The sequence below is a fragment of the Aeromonas sp. FDAARGOS 1404 genome, assembly GCF_019047085.1.
Taxonomy (GTDB): Bacteria; Pseudomonadota; Gammaproteobacteria; order Enterobacterales; family Aeromonadaceae; genus Aeromonas; species Aeromonas veronii.
In genome coordinates, this window is the sequence record NZ_CP077237.1 from 3,953,069 (window position 1) to 3,978,454 (window position 25,386).

The window sequence follows — 25,386 nt, forward strand, 5'->3', positions numbered from 1 at the left end:
GCATGGAAATTGAATAACCTGACCCAATAGCCAGTTTGAGGTCAGGTTTATGACAATCCAGCAGCAGGACATGCCACTCCAGTCCCACGAAGTGAGCCAGCTCTATGCCATCTTCAAGGCGCTCCCCACCGGGGTGTTGCTGCTTGACGGGGCAGGGGTGGTCACCCGCGCGAATCCGGCGGCCATCTCCTTGCTGGGAGAGCCGTTGGAAGGGGAGCTCTGGCGCCACATCATTGCCCGCTGCTTTGAGCCGCGGGAGGATGATGGCCACGAGATCTCCCTGCGCGACGGGCGCCGGGTGCAGCTCTCGACCCAACCGCTGCCGGATCAGCCCGGCCAGCTGGTCTTTATCAATGACCTGACCGAAACCCGTAAACTGCAAGACCGCATCAACCACATGAAGCGGCTGTCGGCGCTGGGCAATATGGCGGCCTCACTTGCCCACCAGATCCGCACTCCGCTCTCCGCTGCCATGCTCTATGCCGCCAACCTGGCCAACCGCACCCTCAAGCCGGAATCTCGCACTCAGTTTCAGCAAAAGTTGATGGCCCGTTTGCAGGATCTGGAGAAGCAGATCAACGACATCCTGCTGTTTGCCCGCAATGGCGACAATCAGGTGGTCACCCCCATCTCGGTACAAGGGCTGCTGGCCGAAGTGCAGGCCGGTGCCGAGGCCTTCTGCCAGCAACAGGGCTGCGAGCTGCACATGGAAGCTCCGGAGCCCGATCTCTGTCTGCTGGCCAACAGCAGTGCGCTGGCGGGTGCCATCAACAACCTGATTGCCAATGCCCAGCAGGCAGGGGCCACCTCGCTGCTGGTCAGCGCGGTGCGCAGTGGCGCCCGGGTGGAGATGCGGGTCATCGATAATGGCAAGGGGATCCCTTCCCATCAGCTCGGTCAGGTATTCGAACCCTTCTTTACCACTCGCTCCCAGGGCACAGGTCTCGGGCTGGCGGTGGTGCAATCTGTAGTGCGTGCCCATCAGGGGGAGGTCGGTGTGGCCTCGGTTCCCGGTGAAGGCACCTGCTTTACTCTGTCGTTCCCCCTGCACCAGCAACCGGTGCAGCTTGGAGGTGTAGCATGACACAGGCCAGGATCCTGGTAGTTGAAGATGACAATGGCCTGCGCGAAGCGCTGGTGGATACCCTTTTGCTCGGCGGTTATGAGTGCCGTGAAGCGGACAGCGGCGAGCGGGCTCTGCTGGCCCTCTCCCGTCAGCCGTTTGACATGGTGATCTCCGATATCCAGATGGGGGGAATGGACGGCCTCACCCTGCTGGCGACCATTCGCCAGCAATATCCGCAGATACCCGTGCTGCTGATGACCGCCTACGCTAACATCGACGGTGCGGTGCGCGCCATGCGTGAAGGGGCCATCGACTATCTGGCCAAGCCATTTTCGCCGGAGGTGCTGCTTAATCAGGTCAGCCGCTATGTGCCCGCCCAGAAGGTGGAGAAGCGCGCTGTGGTCTACGGGGATCCCAAAACTGCCGAGCTGTTCCAGCTGGCGACCCGGGTGGCCAGAAGCGAAGCGACCGTGATGGTGACCGGCCCGAGCGGGACGGGTAAAGAGGTGCTGGCCCGTTACATTCATGACAACTCCAGCCGCGCCGAGCAGCCTTTCGTCGCCATTAACTGCGCCGCCATTCCGGAAAACATGCTGGAGGCGACCCTGTTTGGTTACGAGAAGGGGGCCTTCACCGGTGCGGTGCAGGGGTGCCCGGGCAAGTTCGAACAAGCGCAGGGAGGCACCCTGCTGCTCGACGAGATCACCGAGATGGATCAGGGGCTGCAAGCCAAATTGCTGCGGGTGTTGCAGGAGAAAGAGGTGGAGCGGCTCGGCAGTCGCAAGATGATCCCGCTGGATGTGCGGGTCATCGCCACCAGCAACCGGGATTTGAAAAAAGCGGTGCAGGATGGTCAGTTCCGCGAAGACCTCTACTATCGCCTCAACGTTTTTCCACTGCGCTGGTCAGCACTGTGCGAGCGGCCCGGGGATATTCTGCCGCTGGCGGAACATCTGCTGGCGCTTCATGCCAGTCAGCAGGGGCTGCCGACACCACAGTTGACAGATGCCTCGCGGGAGCGGTTGCTGGCCCACCCCTGGCCCGGCAACGTGCGGGAGCTGGACAACGTGGTACAGCGCGCCCTGATCCTCAGCCCCGACGGGGTCATTGATTGTGACCACCTCATTCTGGAGGAGCTGGATGAGCAGGAGATGGAGTTTGTCAGCGTCGAGCGCAGCTATGGTGGCGATCGCCTCGGCAGCGAGCTCAAGCAGCAGGAGCACCAGATCATTCTCGACACCCTGCAAGATTGTAACGGCAGCCGCAAGGCGGTGGCCGATCGGCTCGGCATCAGCCCGCGCACCCTGCGCTACAAGCTGGCCCAGATGCGGGAGGCGGGGATCGACCTGCCAGCCTGAGGCCGGGAGGGAAACCGCACTGTGTGGGGGCTGTCATGGTCTTGACGGCCCGGCTCGATTATCATGGGGCCCTTGGCGCTTTGAGCCTGGGCCCTGTTTTTATTGGTAAAGCAGGGGACCGAGCCTTAATAAGGGACCCCTATGATCTCTCATCGAAAACTCGAAACCGTACTGAACCATCTGCTCGAACCGCACGCTATCAAGGATTACTGCCCCAACGGCTTGCAAGTGGAGGGGCGCGAACGTATTCGCAAGGTAGTGACCGGTGTCACCGCCAGTCAGGCGCTTATCGACGCGGCGGTAGCTGCCGAGGCCGATGCCATCCTGGTCCATCACGGCTACTTCTGGAGCGGTGAACCGGCCCAGATCACCGGCATGAAGCAGCGTCGGCTCAAGACCCTGCTGACCCACGATATCAACCTGTTTGCCTACCATTTGCCGCTGGATGTCCATCCCGAGGTGGGTAACAACGCCCAGCTCGCCAAGCTGCTTGACATCAAGGTACGCCGCGGTCTGGAGCCGTGGAACAGCAAGAGCGTCGCCATGGTGGGCAAGCTGGAAGAGCCGATGAGCGGCAGCGATTTTGCCAAGCTGATTGCCGAGCGCCTTGGCCGCGAACCCCTCTATTGTGGCGATACCGGCCCCGAGCTGATCCGCTCCGTGGCCTGGTGCACCGGCGGCGGTCAGAGCTACATCAATCTGGCGGCGGAGCAGGGCATCGATGCCTTTATCTCCGGTGAAGCCTCAGAGCAGACCATTCACACCGCCCGCGAGATGGGGATGCACTTCTACGCCGCGGGCCATCACGCCACCGAGCGTTACGGCGTCAAGGCGCTGGGGGAGTGGCTGGCGACCGTGCACGGGCTGGATGTGACCTTTATTGATATCGACAATCCGGTGTAGGGTCGCTTGGCCGAGTAATCCGACCTAACCGCAGCCATCGTGCGGTAGGTAGCAATGACAAGGGAGGCCTAAGCCTCCCTTGTTGTATCTGACATGCAGTTGTTGGCGGTTACTCGCAGGCGTAACCAGCGGGGCCCAGCAGGGCTCCATCCAGTTGCACGGCGCCATCTACCATCTGCAGCCTGCCTTCGCAGAACCAGCGCACCACCAGCGGGTAGATGCTGTGCTCCTGCGCCTGTACCCGTGCCGCTACCTCGTCCGCCGTGTCCCCTTCAAAGATGGGGACGTGGGCCTGCAGGATCACAGGGCCCCCGTCCAGCTCTTCGGTCACGAAGTGGACGCTGGCGCCGTGTTCACTGTCACCGGCATCTATGGCGCGCTGGTGGGTGTGCAGGCCCTGATACTTGGGCAGCAGGGAGGGGTGGATATTGATCATCCGCCCGGCGAAATGGCGCACCAGATCGCCGCTCAATATCCGCATAAACCCGGCCAGCACCACCAGATCCGGCTGATAGTCTGCCATCAGCGCCAGCAGGGCGGCGTCATACTCCTCCCTGCTGGCAAACTGCTGCTGGGCCAGAATGGAGGTCGCCACCCCCGCATCTTTGGCGCGAACCAGACCATAGGCATCGGCCTTGTTGCTGATGACGCCGACCACCTCACCGGCGATCTTGCCGCTGGCGCAGTGGTCGAGGATCGCCTGCAGGTTGCTGCCGCTGCCGGAGATTAGGACGAGGATCCGCATCATTTGATGACGACCTGCTCCTCACCGTCTGCTGCCTTGGCGATATGACCGATGTGCCATGCGTTCTCGCCTTCCGCTTTGAGCAGGGTCAGCGCCTTCTCCAGCTGGTTGGCGGGCAGGGCGATGATCATGCCGACACCGCAGTTGAAGGTGCGATACATCTCGTGACGGGTGACGTTGCCAGCCTGCTGCAGCCAGCTGAACACCGCCGGCCACTGCCAGCTCTGCTCGTCGATCACTGCTTGAGTATTGGCAGGCAATACGCGGGGGATGTTCTCCCAGAAGCCACCGCCGGTGATGTGGGAGAGGGCGTGGATCTCGCACTCCTTGATGAGCTTGAGCACAGGTTTCACATAGATGCGGGTCGGCTCCAGCAGGGCGTTGGCCAGGGTGGTGTCACCCAGCGGCTGATGCACGTCGGCTTTGGAGACTTCCAGAATTTTACGGATCAGGGAGAAGCCGTTGGAGTGAGGGCCGCTGGCGGCCAGGGCGATCAGGGCATCCCCTTCACCGACCTTGCTGCCGTCGATGATTTCGCTCTTCTCCACCACACCGACGCAGAAACCGGCGATGTCGTAGTCTTCCCCTTCATACATACCCGGCATCTCGGCGGTCTCGCCGCCCACCAGGGCACAGCCTGACTGCTCGCAACCGGCACCGATCCCGGTGACTACCGCGGCTGCGGTGTCCACGTCCAGCTTGCCGGTTGCATAGTAGTCGAGGAAGAACAGCGGCTCGGCGCCCTGTACGATCAGGTCATTGACGCACATGGCCACCAGATCGATGCCCACGGTGTCGTGCTTCTTCAGGTCGATGGCCAGCCGCAGCTTGGTGCCCACACCATCGGTACCGGAGACCAGTACCGGCTCCTTGTAGCCCGCAGGGATTTGACACAAGGCCCCAAAGCCGCCAAGACCACCAAGGACTTCAGGACGACGAGTGCGCTTTGACACGCCCTTGATACGTTCAACCAGTGCATTGCCGGCATCGATATCTACGCCAGCATCCTTGTAGCTCAGTGAGGTTTTGTCAGTCACGAGTATTCCCCGTCATGTAAAGAAGTGGAGGGTAAAATTCGGGGCGTATTCTAACAGTGGCGGTGAAAAACCAGAAAGGAAATCGTTTGCGCGTTTTTGCGCGGAAATGCTCTACAAGCGGTGGCTTTTGTTGTATGATTCCGCGATTTTTTTTGCGGCAGGTTAGAGGAGATAATAATGAAAGTCGTTGAAGTCAAACACCCCCTGGTCAAACACAAGATCGGTCTGATGCGTGAAGGCGATATCAGCACCAAGCGTTTCCGTGAACTGGCCAAAGAAGTGGGCAGTTTGTTGACCTATGAAGCGACCTCTGACTTCGAAACCGAGAAGGTTATCATCGATGGCTGGAATGGGCCAGTAGAAGTTGACCAGATCAAAGGCAAGAAGGTAACCGTCGTACCTATCCTGCGTGCCGGCCTTGGCATGATGGATGGCGTGCTGGAGCACATGCCGAGCGCCCGCGTCAGCGTGGTCGGTATCTACCGCGATGAAGAGACCCTGCAACCGGTTCCCTATTTCGAGAAGATCGTCAGCAACATCGAAGAGCGTCTGGCGCTGGTCATCGATCCGATGCTGGCCACCGGCGGCTCCATGATCGCCACCATCGATCTGCTGAAGAAGAAAGGCTGCCAATCCATCAAGGTGCTGGTACTGGTTGCCGCGCCGGAAGGGATCAAGGCGCTGGAAGCCGCTCACCCTGACGTAGAGCTCTATTGCGCTTCTGTCGACCAGGGGCTGAACGAGAAAGGCTACATCGTGCCGGGTCTGGGCGATGCCGGCGACAAGATCTTCGGTACCAAATAAGTTTATGCCTTGACCGCTTCCCATGTGGAAGGGGTGATCGGAGCCGGCGCATCGCCGGCTCTGCTGTTTGTGGCCGCTTGTGCCAGCCTTGCCGCAGGATGCGCCTTGCCGCTACCATAAGCACACTCTCCCATTTCGAGACTCTGTTCATGTTCAAACGTGTTGTGACCGCCCTCTGCTGCGGCTTGTCATTTATGGCCTCGGCCGCTCAGGTGGCCGACCTCTATCAGGGCAAGGCCCCGACCAGTGGCGACATGGTGGCCGCTCAAGGGCAGGCACTGGGTCAGGTGCTGATCAAGGTGACCGGCAAGCGCGACATCCTCACCCAGCCGGTGGTGGTCAAGGCGCTAGCGGCCCCGGGCGACTATGTCAAAAGCTATGGCTATCAGGATCAGGACTCCGTCAAGTATCTGAAAGCCGAGTTCAAGAGTGACAAGGTCAACAGCTTGGTCTCCGAGAGCCAGTTTGCCCTGCTTGGCCCGGCGCGTCCCCAGATGGCGATCTGGCTGGTGGTGGATCAGGGGGAGCGTCGCCTGCTGGCGGATCAATCCAGCGATGGTTGGGCGCAAGCCTTGCGCGAGCAGGCCCAGACGCTGGGGCTACCCATCAGCATTCCGCTGATGGATCTCGATGACAACATGGCGGTCAGTGCCACCGACGTCTGGGGACGCTTTGCCGACCCGATTTTGCAGGCAAGCCAGCGCTATGGCGCCGAGATGGTGGTGCTGGGCAAGCTGACTCCTGAAGGTGACAAGTGGAGCATCGATTGGGGACTCTACGGCCCCAAAGCGGCCGGTGAAGTGGCCGAGCTGACCCGTGGCAATAACACCGGCACTCAGGCCGAAGTGGCGCAAGGGTTTGCCGATACCCTGGCGGCCTGGCTAGTGAAAAACTACGGTGCCCGCATTTCTGGTCCGGCAACCAGCCAGACCCTGGTGGTAGATGGCCTCTCCGAAGTGGACAGCATGATCGCCGTGCAGAAGATGCTGCAGGGGATGGCCAACGTCAGCAAGGTGGCGATCGGCAAGCTGGAGGGGGACCAGGTCACCTTCAACTTTACCCTGCAAGGGGAGCAGGCCGAATTGGTGCGGGCGCTGCAACTTGAGAGTCGTTTGCGCAAGGTTGACGATAATGGCAGCGGTTTGCGTTACCAATGGTCGCAGCCCTGATTTTATAAGGCTTTTGTAGACCGCCCGGCTTGCCCGGGCGGTTCTCTATCTGCCTTTGCGATGATACACTTAGCCACAAATGTCACAGTCAAAGCCCAACGAGTGAAGCAACCGGCCCAACTGTCTTTAGCCGTACAACTACCGGATGATGAAACCTTCGTCAGTTTTTATCCCGGCAACAATGCTCATCTGATCACCGCCCTCAAGAATGCGGCCATCGGTCAGGGATCACCTTTCCTCTATTTCTGGGGAGCCAAGGGATCCGGACGCTCTCATCTGCTCCACGCCACCTGTGCCGAGGTCAACGCCCGCGATGCGGCGGCTGCCTATCTTTCCCTCGATCAGTTTGAACAGCTCGATCCCAGTATGCTCGATGCCCTCGAAAGCCTGCCGCTGGTCTGTCTCGACAGCCTTGAGGCGATCGCCGGCAATGCCGTGTGGGAGCGGGCGCTGTTCGATTTCTACAACCGCTGGCAGGAGAAGGGCGAGGGGACGCTGGTGGTCACCGGTTGCAGCGCACCGCGCAAACTGGGGCTGCAACTGCCGGATCTCGCCTCGCGCCTCGACTGGGGGGTGAGTTTCCATCTCGAAGAGCTGGATGATGAAGGCAAGCTCAGTGCCCTGCAACTGCGTGCCGAGTTGCGGGGCTTCAAATTGCCCATCGATGTGGGCCGCTTCCTGCTCAACCGACTCTCCCGCGATATGCGAACCCTGCTCACCACTCTCAATCAGCTCGACAACGCCTCATTTCGCGCCAAGCGCAAGCTCACCATTCCCTTTGTCAAAGAGATCCTCGAGCTTTGATCCTCTCGGTGGTGTGCGGTTGTGCGCCTGACTTTCGTTTGAATGGCAGATAAAAAGAAACCCCGGCTTCAGGCCGGGGTTTTGCTATTTCAAGGCAGCTTTTTTATTAGTGGAACTGATCTTCTTCGGTGGAGCCGGTCAGCGCGGTGACCGAGGATTGGCCGCCCTGAATGACGGTGGTCACCTTGTCGAAGTAACCGGTACCGACCTCCTGCTGGTGGGCCACGAAGGTGTAGCCACGGCTGGCGGCGGCAAATTCCGGCTCCTGCACCATCTCGACGTAGTGCTTCATCCCTTCGCCACGGGCGTACTGGTAGGCCAGCTCGTACATGTGGAACCACATGTTGTGGATACCCGCGAGGGTGATGAACTGGTACTTGTAACCCATATCGGAGAGCGCCTGCTGGAAGCGGGCGATGGTGGCATCGTCCAGATTCTTCTTCCAGTTGAAGCTCGGGGAGCAGTTGTAGGCCAGGATGCGATCCGGGAACTTGGCCTTGATTGCTTCGGCAAATTTACGCGCTTCGTCCAGGTCCGGCTTGGCGGTTTCACACCACACCATGTCGGCGTAGGGGGCGTAAGCCAGACCGCGAGCGATGGCCTGATCGATACCGGCACGCACCTTGTAGAATCCTTCAGCAGTGCGCTCACCAGTCAGGAAGTCTGCATCGTACGGGTCGGCATCAGTGGTCAACAGGTCAGCGGCGTTGGCGTCGGTACGGGCGATCACCAGGGTGGTGGTGCCGCACACATCGGCTGCCAGACGGGCAGCAACCAGCTTCTGCACCGCTTCCTGAGTCGGTACCAGCACCTTGCCACCCATATGGCCGCACTTCTTGACGGAAGCGAGCTGATCTTCGAAGTGCACGCCAGCGGCGCCCGCTTCAATCATTCCCTTCATCAGTTCGAAGGCGTTCAATACGCCACCGAAACCGGCTTCCGCATCGGCCACGATCGGCAGGAAGTAGTCGATAAAGCCCTCATCCTGCGGTCCAACCTTGTTGGCCCACTGGATCTGGTCGGCACGGGCGAAGGAGTTGTTGATGCGCTCCACCACGGACGGTACGGAGTTGGCCGGGTAGAGGGACTGATCCGGATACATGGTGGAGGACAAGTTGTTATCCGCCGCCACCTGCCAGCCGGAGAGGTAGATCGCCTCGATCCCCGCCTTGGCCTGCTGCACCGCCTGACCACCGGTCAGGGCGCCGAGGCAGTTGACGTAGCCTTTCTTGGCGTCGCCGTGGATCAGACCCCACAGCTTGTCGGCACCGCGCTGGGCCAGAGTGTGTACCGGCTGCAAGCTGCCGCGCAGGTTCACCACATCTTCGGCGCTGTAGCCGCGCTTGATCCCTTTCCAGCGGGGGTTTTCCGCCCAGTCTTTCTCGATAGCCTGGATCTGTTGCTCACGGGTCAGTGCCATATCAGTTCCCTCTTTCATTGATTTCACGTTTCCATTGACTTGTTATTGGCGAGCCCCGCCCGGGGCCCGTGATTCAGAGCCGCTCGTAACCGGGCAGCGTCAGAAAATCGATCAGGGTGTCGGCGCAGGTGATCTCTTCCATCAGTTCGCCTGCCTCGGCAAAGCGTCCTGCCTGCCAGCGCGCGGTGCCCACCTCGGCTTTGACCACCTCCAGCTCCTCGGCCAGCATCTGGCGGAACAGCGCCTTGGTCACTACCTTGCCATTAGACAGGCTCTTGCCGTGGCGGATCCACTGCCAGATGGAGGTGCGGGAGATCTCGGCGGTGGCGGCATCTTCCATCAGACCGTAGATGGGCACGCAGCCGTTGCCGTTGATCCAGGCTTCCAGATATTGCAGGGCGACCCGGATATTGGTGCGCATCCCAGCCTCGGTGCGCTCGCCCTCACAGGGGGCCAGCAGGTCAGCTGCGGTGATGGGGGCATCCTGCTCGCGCAGCACGCCAATCTGGTTCTTGGCGCCAGCCGCAATGGTGGCATTGAACACCGCCATGGCGGTGTCGGCGAGGCCAGGGTGGGCGACCCAGGTACCGTCGTGGCCGTTATTGGCTTCGCGCTCCTTGTCCGCTTTGACCTTGGCGAAGACCTGCTCGTTGACGGTCGCGTCCTTGGCCGGAATAAAGGCGGCCATGCCACCCATCGCCAGCGCACCGCGCTTGTGACAGGTCTTGATCAGCAGCCGCGAGTAGGCGGAGAGGAATGGCTTGTCCATGGTCACCACCTGGCGGTCGGGCAGAACGCGATCCGGATGGTTCTTCAAGGTTTTGATATAGCTGAAGATGTAGTCCCAGCGGCCGCAGTTGAGGGCGACGATGTGATCCTTCATCTGATAGAGCAGCTCATCCATCTCGAATACGGCTGGCAGGGTTTCAATCAGCACGGTGGCCTTGATGGTGCCACGGGGCAGACCAAACTTGTCCTCGGTCCAGGCGAACACTTCGCTCCACCAGCGCCCTTCCAGATGGCTCTGCAACTTGGGCACGTAGAAATAGGGGCCCGAGCCTTTGGCCAGCAGCGCCTGATAGTTGTGCAGGAAATAGAGGGCAAAATCGAACAGGCCGCCGGGGATGGGCTCGCCATCGAAAGTGACATGTTTTTCCGGCAGGTGCAGACCGCGCACCCGGCAGATAAGGACGGCCGGATTGGGGTTAAGGGTATAGGCCTTTCCTTCCGGACTGGTGTAAGAAATGGTCTCGTTGACCGCATCGCGCAGGTTGATTTGACCCTCGATCACTTTATTCCAGGCGGGGGCCAGTGAGTCCTCGAAGTCCGCCATGAACACCTTGACGTTGGCATTGAGGGCGTTGATCACCATCTTGCGCTCGACCGGGCCTGTGATCTCCACACGGCGGTCTTGCAGGTCGGCGGGAATGCCGCGAATGGTCCAGTCACCTTCACGGATGTGGGCGGTTTCCGGCAGGAAGTCCGGCAGCTCGCCGCCATCGATACGGGCCTGGCGTGCCACACGTTGTTTCAGCAATTCCCCCCTTTGGGGAGCAAAACGTTCCACCAGTTCGGAGACCAGAGCCACCGCGTCCGGCGTCAGAATTTGCGCGTATTCGGGCAGCATCTCGCCCTGGATGCGAAGGCGGGCGCTGCAGTGGGTCTGAGCCGGTGCCGACATAAGGTTCACTCCTTTGAGAATTACATTTTGAACTTACTAACTACGACTAAAGTCGAATCGCTGTTCCTGAAACGTTCCCGCAACAACGGGATAACACGATTGATAAGGTGCGAAATATTGTTGATTACGTCAACAGTTTTTTTTAAACGCCTGTTTTTACGATGTGGTTAAGTTGATGTTTTTTATTGCTTTATTTGGTTGGTATAAAAACTCTACGCAGATGGTTATGCTCCTGCTTTTTCCCCTCGGACAACGGCTAATTTGGGCCGTTACCTTGCCCCTCGTTCTGTAATTTATTACGTAATAAAATTACAAATGCAAAAACAAATCCCGACCTAACTCCAGGCTTTGCCAAAACAGCTGTATAAATTGCGTTTGAATGTGGCAATGAATGTTTTGCTATTGCTAGACCTGATTGGTGAACGCGTGTTTTAAACTTTATGTGGTGACGCAGGCTCTGTTGGCACCAGCGGTTGCAGCGATGGAAAGTGAAGTGCAATAACGTAGGTTTGTATCAGTTGTCGGGGGGAATGCCGGGGAGGAAAGGGGGAGATACATCAGTCAATAATACTGCCATCCTTGATAGAATTAGCAGTTTGTCGTTTTTTGCAGATTTCTCGCCAAGGGTGTGAAACTGAGTGTGTTGAACAGGCGATGCCCCAGTGATTGAGCGGCCATCTGGCCGGGCTCAATAGTCATCATCCGGTTCGGCAAGATCGATCACATCCAGCTGGATGACCTGTTCATTTTCGCTTTCGGTGTGGCAAGGGGTGTCGTGAGGAACGGAATAAAGCGTAATGGCGGGAGCGAAATCGGTGTTCTGGTTCATGCCTGGTCCTGTGTTGCGCGCAAGCCGGACAGTGATCCCTTCACTCGTGTTTCCACCTCCTTGTGTTGTCTACCGGCGGAAAGTTGCGCATCTTAATGAGTTCGGCAAAAAGATTCAAGTGGTTCTGAGTGTTTTTTGTGCTTGATAGGTAGACATCGTCAGGAGGATAAATCGGAGGCAAAAAAATAGCCCAGTCGTTTGACTGGGCTATTCTCGGGGAAAATGGTCGGTGTGAGAGGATTCGAACCTCCGACCCTCTACACCCCATGCAGATGCGCTACCTGGCTGCGCTACACACCGACGGAGTCAGACTCGGCTGACGGGGAGGAAGTCTAATAGCATGGCCAAACGGGTGCAACTCCTTTTTTATCATAGAGATGCCGATTGCTTCTTTATTGCTCAGTCGGGATGCGGCTTGGGTCTGACGTGCAGATTTGGCATAATCGCCGCCCTGTCACCGCGAGCTATCATGCCTGCTATCTATGGAATCATCTGACAGGTATGGATAGCTGGAATGCAAACTTGAACAATATAAAGAGGGGATGGGCGTGAAACCATCAGAGGTCCCAGAGAGACCGAGTCAAACCGAGCTGGACGAACAGTGGATGCGCCATGCCATGGCATTGGCCGCCCGGGCCGAAGGGATTGGCGAGATCCCGGTCGGTGCCGTACTGGTGCTGGATGGTCAGGTGGTGGGCGAGGGGTGGAACCGCTCCATCAGCGAACACGATGCCTGTGCCCATGCCGAGGTGATGGCGATCCGGGCGGCGGGCAAGCAGCTGGCGAACTACCGCCTGCTCGACACCACTCTTTATGTGACGCTGGAGCCCTGCTGTATGTGTGCCGGTGCGCTGATCCATAGCCGGGTCAAGCGGGTGGTTTACGGCGCCCGAGATCTCAAGACCGGTGCCGCGGGGTCGGTGTTCGAGATCTTGCAGGACCCGCGCCACAATCATAGAGTCGAGCTGACCGGCGGTGTGCTGGCCGATGCCTGCTCGGCTCAGTTGTCGGCCTTCTTCAAGCGCCGCCGCGCCGAGAAAAAGGCGGCCAAACTGGCGTTGCAACAATCAAACGATGCCCTTTCCTGAATCATGCGGGGGCAGCGCAGGCTGCCCTTGCTGATTATCCTCATAAATATCCCTTTATAAACAATATATTGCGTCCATCTTCCTTCGAAAGGATCCCCGCCCATTTTTCCGTTAACAACCTCTGTTAAAGCGCTCTCGATGTAACAAAACTGTCATGCAACCGCCATATAATGCCGCGAAGCCTAGCTTACATTGAGGTCTTGCATGTCATCGGAATCGTTAAACCTGGTCATGGCGGGCAGTAGAAAACGCCGGATCAAGGATAAATTGGCCAAATATGGCGTCACCACAGGCGGAGCCCTGGTACTGGTGGCGCTGCTGCTTATCTTCTTTTATCTGCTCTATGTGGTGAAACCCATCTTCAATGGCGCCTCCATGGAGCCGACCGCCTCGTTTACCCTGCCTGCCGCAGGGAAGACCGCCTGGCTCGGCGTGGAAGAGCAGAACGAGATCGGCTATCGCTTCAGCGATAAAGGGCAGGTCAACTTCTTTGCGGTGCAGGGAGATGACAAGATCAAGGTCGGCCAGTCACTGGGTCAGGCCCAGGTTGCTGGTGACATCACCACGGTAGCGACCCCTGCTCCTGGTCAGCGGCTGATCGCCTACGGCTTTGCCGATGGTAAGGCGCAGGTCGTCCAGCCAGCGTTCAAGGTCTCCTATCCCAACGATGTGCGGGTGATTGAACCCAGCCTGCAATATCCCTTCGGCGAAGAGCCGGTGGTGATCGACCCGCAAGGGAAGGCACTGCAACTGATGGTGTTCGAAGCCACCAAGGACAAGATGGCGACCGCTGCCGTGACCGAAGATGGTCGTGGCGTGATGACGGTGATGAGCGGTGAGGAGAACTTTATCTCCGGGGAGATTGAGTGGAGCAGTGAAAACTACACGATTCCCTCCCTGCCGCGCCATGTGGATCAGATGTTGCTGACCCCCAATCTGCGGATCCTGTTCGTGCGCGAGGGTAATCGCCTCTCCGTCTATGACATTCATAACCTGAGCGAAATCTCCCTGCGCAACGTGTTGGAGATCAATGCCCCCAACGCCAATGTGACCCGGGTTCAGCTGCTCTCCGGCGCCTCTTCACTGCTGGTGGGTAATGACAACGGCGTGATTTCACAGTGGTTCGAAGTGGCGAAGGATGGCAAACGCCAGTTCACCCAAATTCGTGACTTCAAGGGCGATGGCGCGGTAGATCTGCTGACTCCCGAGCACTTTCGCAAAGGCTTCATCAGTGCCGACAAGGACGGCATCATCAGCTTCTTCCACGCCACCGGCGAGACCAAGCTGCTGACCGAGACGGTGGAAGGGGGCGAACTCTCTGCCCTGGCCATCTCCCCCCGTCACAACCTGTTGCTGATGCAGCAAGGGAACAGCTTCAAGCTCTTCTCGGTGGAGAACGAGCACCCCGAAGTGACCTGGTCTGCCCTCTGGCAACAGGTGTGGTATGAAGGCTATCCGGAGCCCCAGTATGTGTGGCAATCCACCTCCGCCAGCAACGACTTTGAAGCCAAACTGAGTTTGGTGCCGCTGGTATTCGGTACGCTGAAAGCCTCTTTCTACGCCATGGTGTTTGCTGTGCCGCTCGGTGTGGCCGGTGCCATCTATACCGCCTACTTCATGTCGGCGGGGCTGCGTAAATACGTCAAGCCGACGGTCGAGATCATGGCGGCGCTGCCGACTGTTATCTTGGGCTTCCTGGCGGGTCTGTGGCTGGCGCCGATCATCGAGGGTGCGTTGCCCGGGGTGATCCTGCTGCTGATATTGCTGCCGATGGGGATGCTGCTGACTGCACTGCTCTGGAACTATCTGCCGGAGCGCGGCAAGTCCTTGCTGCCGGAGGGGTGGCACGCCATCCTGCTGATCCCGGTGCTGCTGCTGATTGGCTGGGGGGCCTTCGCCCTGAGCCCGCTCATCGAGAATGCTTTTATGCACGGCGATTCCCGCATCTGGCTGACTCACGAAATGGGCATCAAGTTTGACCAGCGCAACTCGCTGGTGGTCGGTATCGCCATGGGCTTTGCGGTTATCCCCACCATCTTCTCCATCGCTGAAGATGCAGTCTTCTCGGTGCCCAAGCATCTGACCCAGGGCTCGCTGGCACTGGGTGCCACCCCGTGGCAGACCCTGAGCCGGGTGGTGATCCTCACTGCCAGCCCGGGCATCTTCTCTGCGGTGATGATGGGTCTTGGCCGCGCCGTGGGCGAGACCATGATCGTGCTGATGGCTACCGGCAACACCCCTATCATGGACTTCTCCATGTTCCAGGGGCTGCGCACCCTCGCCGCCAACATCGCGGTGGAGATGCCGGAATCGGAAGTGGGCAGCTCCCACTATCGGGTACTGTTCCTCGCGGCCTTCGTCCTGTTTGTGTTCACCTTTTTGTTCAACACCCTGGCCGAGTTTGTCCGTCAGCGGTTGCGTGAAAAATACAGCTCGATGTAAGGGGCGACTCTGTAATGGACAAGGAATCGACAATGGGTAAGTGGTTTAAATCAGGGGCCCCCTGGATCTGGATGACCGGCGGCGCCGTCAGCCTGAGTCTGGTGGCGGTACTGGGTCTGCTGCTGCTGATCGGCTGGCGTGGTCTGGTCTACTTCTGGCCGCACCCCATCTATGAGTGGCAGCTGGAAGACGCGAGTGGCAACAAGAGCGTACTGATCGGCGAAATCAACGATCGCGAGCAGGTTCCGGTGGAGCGACTGCGCGCCGCAGGTCTGGCGCTGGAAGGGGAAGAGCGCGAGCTGCTGACCCGCTATCTGGTCAAGACCGGCAACCGCGAGTTCGTTGACCTCGATTTTCGCTGGGTGCTGGAGACGGACATCAAGTCCCAGAGCCAGCCAGCCGAGCTGGCCATGGTTGAGCGTGCCACCAACGGCAACTTCTATGGCTATATCGTCGGGGTGAAAGAGGATGGCCGCGAGCTCACCTCTGATCTGCATCCTGCCCTGCAGCGGGTGCTGGCGCGAGCCAATGCCCTTTCAGAACAGGCCAACGATCTGCAAAAAGGGGACATCGGCAGCATCAACTATCAACTGGAGCGGCTGCGCCTGAAAGAGCGCAAGGCCGAGCTGGATGACAAGCTGACCGATCAGCTCAAAGCCGAATTGGCCAGCGAGCGTCAGGCCCTCAACGATCGCTATCAGGTGCTGGAAAAAGAGCTCTTCTCACTGCGTAGCCAAGCGGACCGCGACGCCATCACCGTCAAGGATATGCGTGGCGAGCTGGTGACCATGCCGATGTCCAAGGTACTGGACGTGGTATGGCCCAACGACATGAGCCTGCTTGCCAAGGTGGGTCACTGGTTCCACCAGATCGGCAAGTTCGTCTCTGACGATCCCCGTGAAGCCAACACCGAGGGTGGGGTGTTCCCGGCCATCTTCGGCACCGTGTTCATGGTGTTCCTGATGGCGATCATCGTGACCCCGCTGGGGGTGGTGGCGGCAGTCTACCTGCACGAATACGCGGGCAAGAACAGCCTGACCAAGATCATCCGCATCGCGGTGATCAACCTGGCGGGCGTGCCATCCATCGTTTACGGCGTGTTTGGTCTGGGCTTCTTCGTCTACACGCTCGGTGGCTCGCTGGATCAGCTGTTCTACCCGGAAGCGCTGCCGAGCCCCACCTTTGGTTCACCCGGCGTGATCTGGTCGGCGCTGACCCTGGCCATCCTGACCCTGCCGGTGGTGATTGTCTCCACCGAAGAGGGGCTGGCACGGATCCCGAGCACCATCCGTCAGGGCTCGCTGGCACTGGGCGCGACCCAGGCCGAGACCCTGTGGCGCATCGTGCTGCCGATGGCGAGCCCGGCCATCATGACCGGCCTTATTCTGGCTATTGCCCGTGCAGCCGGTGAAGTGGCGCCGCTGATGCTGGTGGGGGTGGTAAAACTGGCACCGACCCTGCCGATGGATGGCAACTTCCCGTATCTGCATGTGGAGCGCAAGTTCATGCACCTGGGCTTCCACATCTATGACGTCGGCTTCCAGAGCCCCAACGTCGAGGCGGCCCGCCCGCTGGTCTACGCCACCTCCTTCCTGCTGGTGACGGTGATCGTGGGTCTGAACCTGACCGCTATCGGTATTCGTAACCACTTGCGCGAGAAATTCCGGTCGCTGGAGCATTAATCCGGCGCCGCTTGAGTGATACAAGAGTGAGATAACAGAGGGGCGGCCGAGCGCGAGCCGCCATCTCTCTGCACCAATACGTGAGGGGCGCCGGCAGCAGTCCGGCCACTCCAGATAGATTTTGAGGTAACAGATGATCAACGTAACGACCACGTCTACCCAGCACACCGCGCTGGACCTGCTCAACCTGACCCCGGAGCAGACCGCGCTGGAGGTGAAGGATCTCAACCTGTACTACGGCAGCAAGCAGGCGCTGTTCAACGTCAACATGAAGATTCCCAAAGGGCAGGTGACCGCCTTTATCGGCCCGTCAGGCTGTGGCAAATCGACCCTGCTGCGCTGCATCAACCGGATGAACGATCTGGTGGAGATCTGCCGCATCGAGGGGGAAATCCAACTGCACGGCCACAACATCTATGACAAGAGCGTTGATGTTTCCGCCCTACGCCGTCAGGTGGGCATGGTGTTCCAGCGCCCGAACCCGTTCCCCAAGTCCATCTACGAGAACGTGGTCTATGGTCTGCGCCTGCAGGGGATCAACGATCGTCGCACCCTGGATGAGGCCGCCGAGCGCTCCTTGCGTGGTGCGGCCCTGTGGGACGAGGTGAAGGATCGTCTGCATGACAATGCCTTCGGTCTCTCCGGTGGTCAGCAGCAGCGTCTGGTGATTGCCCGAGCCATCGCCATCGAGCCGGAAGTGTTGCTGCTCGATGAACCGACCTCGGCGCTCGACCCCATCTCCACCCTCACCATCGAGGAGCTGATCAACGAGCTCAAGAGCCAGTTCACCGTGGTGATCGTGACCCACAACATGCAACAGGCTGCGCGTGTATCGGATCAGACCGCCTTCATGTATATGGGCGAGCTTATCGAGTACTCGGATACCAACACCATTTTCACCACCCCGGCCAAGAAAAAGACCGAAGATTACATTACCGGTCGTTACGGCTAAGGAGAGGAGAGGATGAATCTCAGCAAACAGATTGGCAGTCGGTTCAACGGCTAAGGCATAATCGGAGCAATCAAGGATTATTTGTATGGACAATATGAACCTCAATAAACACATCTCCGGTCAGTTCAATGCCGAGCTAGAGAGCGTGCGCAACCAGGTGCTGGTGATGGGCGGTCTGGTAGAGCAGCAACTCACTGACGCCATCGCGGCGATCCACGATCAGGATCTCGATGCGGCCCGCAAGATCGTGGCCAACGACCACAAGGTCAACGCGATGGAAGTGGCGATCGACGAGGAGTGCACCCGCATCATCGCCAAGCGTCAGCCGACAGCCTCCGACCTGCGACTGGTGATGGCCATCATCAAGACCATCACCGACTTGGAGCGCATTGGCGACGTGGCCGACAAGATCGCCCGCATGCTGACCGACAACGCCAACAAGCCGCAGCCGCCGCTGGTGTCGCTGGAGAACATGGGCCGTCGCACCATCAAGATGCTGCACGATGTACTCGACGCTTTCGCCCGCATGGATCTGGATGCGGCGCTGGCGGTCTACAAGGAAGATGACAAGGTAGACCGCGAGTACGAGTCCATCATCCGTGAGCTGATGACCTATATGATGGAAGATCCCCGCACCATCCCCCAGGTGCTTAACGTCCTGTGGGCGGCGCGGGCCATCGAGCGGGTCGGCGATCGTTGCCAGCACATCTGCGAGTACATCGTCTACTACGTGAAAGGTAAGGATGTGCGCCACACCAAGGCGGACGATCTGGGCACCTTGCTGGGCAAGGGCTAACCGGAAGTGAATAAAAAGGCGCGTGAAGCGCCTTTTTTGTTGCATAACTGGTCGGAGTAAGATAAAGCCCCCAACTGGCTGTTTTCTGATAGAATACTCCCCCTGTGTGAGTCCCGGATGGGCTCACGGTCCGGTCTCCCGGGCCCAGTTTGCCGTCTTGTGCTAAGGCGGGTGTAGCAATAGGTTAATCATGAGTTTTGCCGATAGTTTGTTCTTTTTAATGCTGCTGGTTGGCGGCAGTGTGTTCTTCTCCCTCTCCGAGATCTCTCTCGCCGCGTCTCGCAAAATCAAATTGCAGGTGATGGCGGATGAAGGAAATCGCCAGGCCGAAAAGGTGCTGGCCCTGCAGGCCCAGCCGGGCAACTTTTTCACCGTGGTGCAGATTGGCCTCAACACCGTCGCCATTCTGGGCGGTATCCTGGGTGAGTCTGCCCTCAACCCCGCCATCAAGGGGATTGTCTCCCAGTTCTACCAAGGGCCCTGGCTTGGCGAGATTAGCTCCGGTGCCTCCTTCGTGTTCGTCACCGGCATGTTTATCCTGATCGCCGACCTGATGCCCAAGCGTCTGGCCATGACCATGCCCGAGCAGATTGCCGTGGTGGTGGTGCGCCCCATGCTCTTCTTCGTCACCGTGTTGATGCCGCTGGTGTGGGTCTTCAACGGATTGGCCAACTCCCTGTTCCGTCTGATGCGCGTCTCCACGGTGCGTAACGACGAGATCACCTCCGACGATATCTATGCGGTGATGGATGCCGGTGCCGAGGCGGGGGTTATCCAGCGCGAGGAGCATCAGCTCATCGAGAACGTATTCGAGTTGCAGTCCCTTGGTGTCACCTCCGCCATGACGGCCCGCGAGAGCCTGATCTATTTCACCCTGCAAGAGAGTGAAGAGAGCATCAAGGCGAAGATCGCCGAGCATCCCCACAACAAGTTTCTGGTCTGTGACCACAACCTCGACAGCATCAAGGGCTTTGTCGATGCCAAAGAGCTGCTGATCCGCGTTATCGGTGGCCAGAGCATCGACCTTATCGGTGGCAACCTGGTGCAGAACGTCATCATCATCCCCGATACCCTGAACCTCTATGAGGCGATGGAGTACTTCAAGAATCATCGTGGTGACTTTGCCGTGGTGATGAACGAGTACGCGCTGGTGGTGGGGATTGTCACCATGAATGACCTGATGAGTACCGTCATGGGCGAGTGGGCGACTCACGTGGTGGAAGAGCAGATCGTCCAGCGCGACGAGAACTCCTGGCTGGTGGACGGTGTCACCCCCATCTCCGACGTGATGCGCGCCTTCGATATCGAAGAGTTCCCCGAGAACCAGAACTACGAGACCATCGCCGGCTTTATCATGTATATGTTGCGCAAGATCCCCAAGCGCACTGACTCGGTCAAATACGCCGGTTACAAGTTCGAAGTGGTCGATATTGACAGTTACAAGATTGATCAGCTGCTGGTTACCCGGGTCGAACCGGCTGTGGCCGAGAAGCCAGCTCAGGAATCGTAAAAGGAGCGACATAAGAGTCATGAAGATGCAGTCTCATTCCCGTGCGCTGGCCTGTGTCGCGCTCGCCCTGGCACTGGGTGCCTGTAGCCAGAGTGCGCCGCGCAAAGCCACAGTGGCAGCCAAGCCGGTTGCCCCCAAGCCTGCCGTGGTGGTGCCGCAGCCGGATCCCGATGCGGTGGTGCAAAGCGGCATGGTCGAGCCGAGCCCGGTCTTTGACGAGCAGTATCACGGCCCGGATCAGGGGTCGCTGGAGTCGGTTACCGCCCTGTTTGCCCGTGGCTACATCGAGTCCGCCATGCGCGAGACCATGCTGGCGGCGGTGCACAACGACTATCCGCTGCTCGGCATGCGGGATGTACGGTTGACCGATCCGGTCTCCAAATTCCTCACCTCCGAGCATGCGGCCACCACGGCCCATGACTACCTCTATGCGGGTGTGCAGCGTCGCCTCGGTCGTCCTCTCAGCCCTGCCCAGTGGGAGCAGATCTGGCGCGGTCTGCCGCAGCAGGGTCGGGTTTCCGACTGGGTCAAACAGATTAAGCGAGTGCTGGCCGGGCGTTAAGTCGCCAGCGGATCAAGATAGTGATGAGGCCACCTTCGGGTGGCCTCTTGCATTTCTGCGTTTGCCTCGCCGTTTGCACGCTGATTTCTGCTGATACTGATTGCCGCCCGTGGCACTTTGTTTTATCTTGCTTTGGCCATCTAAACATCTATATGTTTTTATGGCTGCATAATAAAAGCGCTTCCCAAGATGAAGCTGGACGATCTGCAGCGATTCGATGCGAAACCGCAGATCAACAAAACAAACAGATAAATACGCAAATAAACAACGCACATAACAAAGAGACACGACAGATGAAAACCAGGGAATTGTGGGTGCTGGATGGGGGCATGGGGCGCGAGTTGGCACGGCGGGGGGCACCGTTTCGTCAACCCGAGTGGTCGGCGCTGGCCTTGATGGAGGCGCCAGAGACGGTACGCGACGTGCATCAGGCCTATGTGGCGAGCGGGGCCAGGGTCATTACTACCAACAGCTATGCACTGGTGCCGTTTCATATCGGCGATGAGCGTTTCTTTGCCGACGGGGAGGGGTTGGCGGCGCTGGCTGGTCAGCTGGCCCGTGAGGTGGCTGACGAGCAGAAGGGCGCCGTGCAGGTGGCGGGTTCTCTGCCACCGCTGTTTGGCTCCTACCGTGCCGACCTGTTCAAGGCGAACCGGGTGAGCGAGCTGGCGATGCCGCTTATCCGGGCGCTATCTCCCCATGTGGATATCTGGCTGGCCGAGACCATGAGCCTGATTGCCGAACCACTGGCCCTGAAAGCGCTATTGCCTGATGACGGCAAGCCGTTCTGGGTCTCCTTCACGCTGGAAGATGAGGCGCCTGGCAACGAACCGCGACTGCGTTCCGGCGAGCGGGTGGCCGATTCGGTTAGCGCGCTGGTGGCGGCCGGGGTCGATGCCATCCTGTTCAACTGCTGTCAGCCCGAGGTGATCGAGGGGGCCCTCGAGGTTGCCCGCACCCGATTGCAGGCGCTGGGCCGCGCAGACATTCGCCTCGGTGCTTACGCCAACGCCTTCCCGCCACAACCCAAGGAGGCCACCGCCAACGATGGGCTGGACGAGATCCGCGCCGATCTGGGGCCGCTGGATTATCTCGGCTGGGCCGAGCGCTGGCGTGCGGCCGGGGCGAACCTCATCGGCGGCTGCTGTGGCATCGGCCCCGAGCATATTCAGGCGCTGAGCCGCCGGTTGCGCTAAGGAGCTTCCATGAAAGAGAGCAAGATTGGGCTCTGGTCACTCACCGCGCTGGTGTTCAGCTCCATGGTGGGGGCGGGGATTTTTAGCCTGCCCCAGAACATGGCCGAGGTGGCAGGAGCCCGCGCCGTGCTGATCGGCTGGGGCGTGACGGGTGTGGGCATCCTGGCGCTCGCCATGAGTTTTCTCTATCTGTCGCGACTCAGGCCGGATCTCGACGGCGGTATCTACAGCTACGCTCGCGCCGGTTTTGGCGATCTGGTGGGCTTCTTCTCCGCCTGGGGGTACTGGCTCTGTGCCACCATCGGCGTGGTGGGTTATCTGGTCATTGCCTTTGCGGCGCTGGGCAGTTTTATCGATACCCCCGAGCAGGTCTGGTTTGGCGAGGGAAACACTTTGGCGGCGTTTGTCGGCGAGTCTTGCATCCTCTGGGCGGTGCACCTGCTGGTGGCCCGCGGCGTGCAGCAGGCGGCGCTATTCAATCTGGTGGCGACCCTGGCCAAGAGCCTGCCGCTGCTGCTGTTTATTCTGTTTGCCTGTTACTGGTTCGAACCGGTCACCTTCGCGGCGGATCAGCAGGGCAGTAGCCTGGCGGTGCCGGTTTCCGAGCAGGTGCGCAATACCATGCTGATCACCCTCTGGGTCTTTACCGGTATCGAGGGGGCCGCGGTGCTGTCGGCCCGCGCCAGAAACCGGCGAGATGTGGGCACGGCCACCGTACTGGGGGTCGTGTTGGCACTGCTGCTCTATGTGCTTATCTCGGTGCTGGCGCTCGGAATATTGAGCCGACCCGAGCTGGCGGCGCTGCCCAACCCCTCCATGGCAGGGCTGATGGCCCAGATGACCGGATCCTGGGGCAAGCTGCTCATCAGCGTCGGCCTTATCGTCTCGGTGCTCGCCTCCTACGTGAGCTGGACCCTGTTCTCGGCCGAGGTGCCGTTCAGCGCGGCCCGTCACGGCGCGTTTCCCGCCATCTTCCGGCGCCAGAACCGCAATGGGACGCCTATCGCATCGCTCTGGCTCACCAGCCTGACGGTGCAGACTTGCCTGCTGCTGGTGTGGCTGCTCGGCAAGGGCTACACCAGCCTGCTGCTTATCTCTACCTCGATGATTTTGGTGCCCTACCTGCTGATCGGTCTGTTCTTGCTCAAGCTCTCGTTCAGCAAGAAGGGTGAGGGCGGGCAGGGCCGCGGTCTGATGCGGGCGGTAGCGCTGGTATCGAGTTGTTACGGTTTCTGGCTGCTCTATGCTGCCGGGGTGGAGTATCTGCTGCTGTCGTTGTTGCTCTACGGTCCGGGTCTGCTGCTGTTTCTCTACAGCCGCCGTCAGCTGGGCGCAGATCTTTGCCTGAGTGGTCGCGAACGGCTGTTGGCCGGAGTGACCTTGCTGAGCCTGATCCCCGCCGTCTGGTCGTTCGCCCATCTCTGACATCGAAGATGTGATTGACCATAAAAGAGAGCGCAACTGTGGCGCTCTCTTGTTATCAGGGACTTGCTATCCGGGAGCTGCGATTCGGGGCGAAGGCTCAGCGGCTGGCAGGTCCGGCCGGTTTGCCAAACAGCACCGCGAGTTTTTGTCGCCATGGCAGGCCACGGGCGTCACGCAGCATGTCGCGCCACTCATGGAAGGTGAGAGTGAGGGGGTTGAAGCTGTGGATCGGCTTGGTGATGCCAAAGCGACACGGCTCGGCCGGATCTTCTTCCACAAAGGTGCCGAACAGCCGATCCCAGATGATCAGCACCCCGGCAAAGTTGCGGTCTATGTACTTGGCGTTGCTGGCGTGATGCACCCTGTGGTGGGAGGGGGTGTTGAAGATCCACTCAAGCCAGCCGAGTTTGCCCACTACCTGGGTGTGGACGAAAAACTGAAAACCCAGGCTGAGCAGCACGGTGGCGACCACCGCCTCGGGCGGGAAGCCGATGACAATCATCGGGATCCAGAACAGCCACATGCCGGAGATGGGATACATCAGGCTCTGGCGAAAAGCGGTGGAGAGGTTGAGCCGCTCCGAGCTGTGATGCACCACGTGGGAGGCCCACAGCCAGCGCACATGGTGGCTGGTGAAGTGGAACAGCCAGTAGCAGAGATCCTGCAACAGAAACAGCAGTAGCACACTCCAGAGATTCATCTCGATATCGAACAACCGCCAGCCCCAGAGGGTGTCATACAGATAAGCAATGGCGATGGCCGCCAGCGCATCGCCCCCTTGGTGCATCAGGGCCAGCGCGGCGTTGGCGAACAGATCCCGCCACTGGTAGGTGGCGGTTGGAAAGGCAGCGCCATGTTTGCGCAGGTAGAGCATCTCCCAGCCGACAAAGGCCAGAAAAATCGGGGAGAGGTAGAGCAGAAGCAGTTGCACATCCATATGCGACCATCCATTCAGAGCAATTGCTCTCCAGCATAAAGGATGGTTTTAATATTTCATTAACATTTTTCAGCCAACGAAGAGATGGCATGAAAAATGGCGCACCAGCAGAGGAAGGCGCGGCGGATGGCTATGCTTGATGCAGGCTTTTTCAGGAGGTGCTGGCTTATGCGCGTCTGGTGTTGCTTGTTGCTGGGGTTGTGCATGATGGCGCACGCCAAGACCCGGGTCGAGATCCTGGCGGATGCCGCCTATCCCCCCTACTCCTGGCAGGAGGGGGAGGAGGTCAGGGGGATCTATGCCGACATCATCCGCGAGGTGACCTCTGCCATGCCTGACTATGAGGTGGTGCTCAAGCCCATGCCGTGGCGGCGCGGTCTGAGCATGGTGGAGCAGGGGACCGCCTTCGCCATTTTTCCACCCTACTACATGCCCGATACCCGCCCTTATATGTGGCCCTACTCCCAGCCGATGCTGGATGAAGAGCTGGTGGTGATGTGCGGCGCCAGTGTGGCAGCCAATACCCCACAGGCCAGCTTTCCGCTCGACTATCACGGTTTGCGCTTTGGCATGAACGCCGGTTTTGCCGTCGGTGGCGATGCCTTTTGGCAGGCGGTAAAAGAGAAGCAGATCGACGTGGAGGAGGTGAAAAGCAATCGGGAGAACCTGCTCAAGATTGTCCGCGGCCGGGTCGATTGCACCATCAATGATCGCCTCTCCCTGCTCTATGAGTTGCTCAACATGATAAAGGCCGATCAGCTGGCGGTGGCCGATATGTCCTTGCTCAAACAGGGTCCGGTGCTCAGCAAGGAGCAGGGGTTTCTCGGCTATAGCCGCAAGGGGGAGTACCCCTACAAACAGGTCTTTATCGACCAGTTTGACAAGGAGCTCTATCAGCTCAAAAAACGTGACGGGGTGAAAGTGATCGTGGAGCGCTATCTGGGAAAGTCCCCGCGCTGAGCCGATGAGATGGGCACTCG

At 59.3% G+C, this 25,386-nt stretch carries 22 protein-coding genes and 1 tRNA gene; 16 read left to right on the forward strand and 7 right to left on the reverse strand.

From position 1 onward, the window contains the following. The first annotated feature begins 49 nt into the window (after positions 1-49). The 3 genes from I6L34_RS18335 (at position 50) to I6L34_RS18345 (ending at position 3,327) form a co-directional block, all read left to right on the forward strand. On the forward strand, positions 50-1,084 hold the full coding sequence (locus I6L34_RS18335; RefSeq protein ID WP_005334126.1) for a PAS domain-containing sensor histidine kinase: 1,035 nt from the start codon (positions 50-52) through the stop codon (positions 1,082-1,084). Beyond that, positions 1,081-2,424, forward strand: coding sequence for a sigma-54 dependent transcriptional regulator (locus I6L34_RS18340; RefSeq protein ID WP_058056053.1), 1,344 nt, complete (start codon positions 1,081-1,083; stop codon positions 2,422-2,424). Before I6L34_RS18335 ends, I6L34_RS18340 begins: the two co-directional genes overlap by 4 nt. 141 nt (positions 2,425-2,565) lie before the next feature. Next, a complete protein-coding gene (locus I6L34_RS18345; protein WP_040066185.1) occupies positions 2,566-3,327 on the forward strand; it encodes a Nif3-like dinuclear metal center hexameric protein in 762 nt (253 codons plus the stop codon). A gap of 109 nt (positions 3,328-3,436) precedes the next feature. Here the strand turns inward: I6L34_RS18345 and purN are convergent, their stop codons facing one another. After that, positions 3,437-4,075 carry a phosphoribosylglycinamide formyltransferase gene (gene purN, locus I6L34_RS18350; RefSeq protein WP_058058076.1) on the reverse strand — a complete coding sequence of 213 codons (639 nt, stop codon included), beginning with the start codon at positions 4,073-4,075 and terminating at the stop codon, positions 3,437-3,439. Further along, positions 4,072-5,109 (reverse strand): phosphoribosylformylglycinamidine cyclo-ligase, encoded by a 1,038-nt coding sequence (purM, locus tag I6L34_RS18355; RefSeq protein ID WP_021231046.1) that lies wholly within the window; start codon positions 5,107-5,109, stop codon positions 4,072-4,074. Before purM ends, purN begins: the two co-directional genes overlap by 4 nt. Positions 5,110-5,286: 177 nt before the next feature. Between purM and upp the strand changes: the two genes are divergently transcribed. The 3 genes from upp to hda all read left to right on the forward strand — a co-directional run bounded on the left by upp (position 5,287) and on the right by hda (position 7,886). Continuing rightward, complete coding sequence (upp, locus tag I6L34_RS18360; protein WP_005334115.1) at positions 5,287-5,913, forward strand: uracil phosphoribosyltransferase; 627 nt, start codon at positions 5,287-5,289, stop codon at positions 5,911-5,913. Between the two features lie 149 nt (positions 5,914-6,062). After that, positions 6,063-7,082 (forward strand): DUF2066 domain-containing protein, encoded by a 1,020-nt coding sequence (locus I6L34_RS18365; RefSeq protein ID WP_216955123.1) that lies wholly within the window; start codon positions 6,063-6,065, stop codon positions 7,080-7,082. Positions 7,083-7,184: 102 nt separating this feature from the next. Then, positions 7,185-7,886 (forward strand): DnaA inactivator Hda, encoded by a 702-nt coding sequence (hda, locus tag I6L34_RS18370; RefSeq protein WP_013723920.1) that lies wholly within the window; start codon positions 7,185-7,187, stop codon positions 7,884-7,886. Positions 7,887-7,992: 106 nt separating this feature from the next. Here the strand turns inward: hda and aceA are convergent, their stop codons facing one another. From aceA to I6L34_RS18390, 4 genes are all read right to left on the reverse strand, one after another. Beyond that, on the reverse strand, positions 7,993-9,306 hold the full coding sequence (aceA, locus tag I6L34_RS18375) for an isocitrate lyase (protein ID WP_088869417.1): 1,314 nt from the start codon (positions 9,304-9,306) through the stop codon (positions 7,993-7,995). A gap of 73 nt (positions 9,307-9,379) precedes the next feature. Further along, the gene (aceB, locus tag I6L34_RS18380) at positions 9,380-10,987 is read right to left on the reverse strand and encodes a malate synthase A (protein ID WP_021231043.1); all 1,608 of its coding nucleotides are present in this window, start codon (positions 10,985-10,987) and stop codon (positions 9,380-9,382) included. A gap of 688 nt (positions 10,988-11,675) precedes the next feature. Beyond that, positions 11,676-11,816 carry a hypothetical protein gene (locus tag I6L34_RS18385; protein WP_005334106.1) on the reverse strand — a complete coding sequence of 47 codons (141 nt, stop codon included), beginning with the start codon at positions 11,814-11,816 and terminating at the stop codon, positions 11,676-11,678. 223 nt (positions 11,817-12,039) lie between these two features. After that, positions 12,040-12,116 (reverse strand) — tRNA-Pro (locus I6L34_RS18390). Positions 12,117-12,421: 305 nt separating this feature from the next. Between I6L34_RS18390 and tadA the strand changes: the two genes are divergently transcribed. The 9 genes from tadA (at position 12,422) to I6L34_RS18435 (ending at position 23,469) form a co-directional block, all read left to right on the forward strand. Further along, the gene (gene tadA / locus I6L34_RS18395) at positions 12,422-12,904 is read left to right on the forward strand and encodes a tRNA adenosine(34) deaminase TadA (RefSeq protein WP_230848148.1); all 483 of its coding nucleotides are present in this window, start codon (positions 12,422-12,424) and stop codon (positions 12,902-12,904) included. Between the two features lie 204 nt (positions 12,905-13,108). Continuing rightward, complete coding sequence (locus tag I6L34_RS18400; RefSeq protein WP_058056059.1) at positions 13,109-15,346, forward strand: ABC transporter permease subunit; 2,238 nt, start codon at positions 13,109-13,111, stop codon at positions 15,344-15,346. A gap of 32 nt (positions 15,347-15,378) precedes the next feature. Continuing rightward, on the forward strand, positions 15,379-17,028 hold the full coding sequence (pstA, locus tag I6L34_RS18405) for a phosphate ABC transporter permease PstA (protein ID WP_005359546.1): 1,650 nt from the start codon (positions 15,379-15,381) through the stop codon (positions 17,026-17,028). Between the two features lie 133 nt (positions 17,029-17,161). Next, positions 17,162-17,980, forward strand: a complete 819-nt coding sequence (gene pstB, locus I6L34_RS18410; protein ID WP_005334102.1) for a phosphate ABC transporter ATP-binding protein PstB — start codon at positions 17,162-17,164, stop codon at positions 17,978-17,980. 85 nt (positions 17,981-18,065) lie between these two features. Next, on the forward strand, positions 18,066-18,776 hold the full coding sequence (gene phoU / locus I6L34_RS18415) for a phosphate signaling complex protein PhoU (protein ID WP_005334097.1): 711 nt from the start codon (positions 18,066-18,068) through the stop codon (positions 18,774-18,776). Between the two features lie 190 nt (positions 18,777-18,966). After that, positions 18,967-20,286, forward strand: coding sequence for a hemolysin family protein (locus I6L34_RS18420; RefSeq protein WP_005334094.1), 1,320 nt, complete (start codon positions 18,967-18,969; stop codon positions 20,284-20,286). A gap of 19 nt (positions 20,287-20,305) precedes the next feature. Further along, a complete protein-coding gene (locus tag I6L34_RS18425) occupies positions 20,306-20,848 on the forward strand; it encodes a hypothetical protein (RefSeq protein WP_167558049.1) in 543 nt (180 codons plus the stop codon). A 293-nt stretch (positions 20,849-21,141) separates the two neighbouring features. After that, positions 21,142-22,044 carry a homocysteine S-methyltransferase family protein gene (locus tag I6L34_RS18430; protein WP_058058079.1) on the forward strand — a complete coding sequence of 301 codons (903 nt, stop codon included), beginning with the start codon at positions 21,142-21,144 and terminating at the stop codon, positions 22,042-22,044. Between the two features lie 9 nt (positions 22,045-22,053). Beyond that, positions 22,054-23,469 (forward strand): basic amino acid/polyamine antiporter, encoded by a 1,416-nt coding sequence (locus I6L34_RS18435; RefSeq protein WP_058056062.1) that lies wholly within the window; start codon positions 22,054-22,056, stop codon positions 23,467-23,469. 97 nt (positions 23,470-23,566) lie between these two features. Here the strand turns inward: I6L34_RS18435 and I6L34_RS18440 are convergent, their stop codons facing one another. Beyond that, the gene (locus I6L34_RS18440; RefSeq protein WP_216955124.1) at positions 23,567-24,406 is read right to left on the reverse strand and encodes a sterol desaturase family protein; all 840 of its coding nucleotides are present in this window, start codon (positions 24,404-24,406) and stop codon (positions 23,567-23,569) included. A gap of 168 nt (positions 24,407-24,574) precedes the next feature. On the opposite strand from I6L34_RS18440, the gene I6L34_RS18445 reads away from it, so the two are divergent. Next, a complete protein-coding gene (locus I6L34_RS18445; RefSeq protein ID WP_216955125.1) occupies positions 24,575-25,366 on the forward strand; it encodes an ABC transporter substrate-binding protein in 792 nt (263 codons plus the stop codon). Positions 25,367-25,386: the final 20 nt, after the last annotated feature.

Bases quoted from the DNA above. Each gene is read 5' to 3' on its own strand.
- I6L34_RS18335 (WP_005334126.1), top strand. From the start codon at position 50: ATGACAATCCAGCAGCAGGACATGCCACTCCAGTCCCACGAAGTGAGC.
- I6L34_RS18340 (WP_058056053.1), top strand. From the start codon at position 1,081: ATGACACAGGCCAGGATCCTGGTAGTTGAAGATGACAATGGCCTGCGC.
- I6L34_RS18345 (WP_040066185.1), top strand. From the start codon at position 2,566: ATGATCTCTCATCGAAAACTCGAAACCGTACTGAACCATCTGCTCGAA.
- purN (WP_058058076.1), bottom strand. From the start codon at position 4,075: ATGATGCGGATCCTCGTCCTAATCTCCGGCAGCGGCAGCAACCTGCAG.
- upp (WP_005334115.1), top strand. From the start codon at position 5,287: ATGAAAGTCGTTGAAGTCAAACACCCCCTGGTCAAACACAAGATCGGT.
- I6L34_RS18365 (WP_216955123.1), top strand. From the start codon at position 6,063: ATGTTCAAACGTGTTGTGACCGCCCTCTGCTGCGGCTTGTCATTTATG.
- aceA (WP_088869417.1), bottom strand. From the start codon at position 9,306: ATGGCACTGACCCGTGAGCAACAGATCCAGGCTATCGAGAAAGACTGG.
- aceB (WP_021231043.1), bottom strand. From the start codon at position 10,987: ATGTCGGCACCGGCTCAGACCCACTGCAGCGCCCGCCTTCGCATCCAG.
- I6L34_RS18385 (WP_005334106.1), bottom strand. From the start codon at position 11,816: ATGAACCAGAACACCGATTTCGCTCCCGCCATTACGCTTTATTCCGTT.
- tadA (WP_230848148.1), top strand. From the start codon at position 12,422: ATGCGCCATGCCATGGCATTGGCCGCCCGGGCCGAAGGGATTGGCGAG.
- I6L34_RS18400 (WP_058056059.1), top strand. From the start codon at position 13,109: ATGTCATCGGAATCGTTAAACCTGGTCATGGCGGGCAGTAGAAAACGC.
- pstA (WP_005359546.1), top strand. From the start codon at position 15,379: ATGGGTAAGTGGTTTAAATCAGGGGCCCCCTGGATCTGGATGACCGGC.
- pstB (WP_005334102.1), top strand. From the start codon at position 17,162: ATGATCAACGTAACGACCACGTCTACCCAGCACACCGCGCTGGACCTG.
- phoU (WP_005334097.1), top strand. From the start codon at position 18,066: ATGGACAATATGAACCTCAATAAACACATCTCCGGTCAGTTCAATGCC.
- I6L34_RS18420 (WP_005334094.1), top strand. From the start codon at position 18,967: ATGAGTTTTGCCGATAGTTTGTTCTTTTTAATGCTGCTGGTTGGCGGC.
- I6L34_RS18425 (WP_167558049.1), top strand. From the start codon at position 20,306: ATGAAGATGCAGTCTCATTCCCGTGCGCTGGCCTGTGTCGCGCTCGCC.
- I6L34_RS18430 (WP_058058079.1), top strand. From the start codon at position 21,142: ATGAAAACCAGGGAATTGTGGGTGCTGGATGGGGGCATGGGGCGCGAG.
- I6L34_RS18435 (WP_058056062.1), top strand. From the start codon at position 22,054: ATGAAAGAGAGCAAGATTGGGCTCTGGTCACTCACCGCGCTGGTGTTC.
- I6L34_RS18440 (WP_216955124.1), bottom strand. From the start codon at position 24,406: ATGGATGTGCAACTGCTTCTGCTCTACCTCTCCCCGATTTTTCTGGCC.
- I6L34_RS18445 (WP_216955125.1), top strand. From the start codon at position 24,575: ATGCGCGTCTGGTGTTGCTTGTTGCTGGGGTTGTGCATGATGGCGCAC.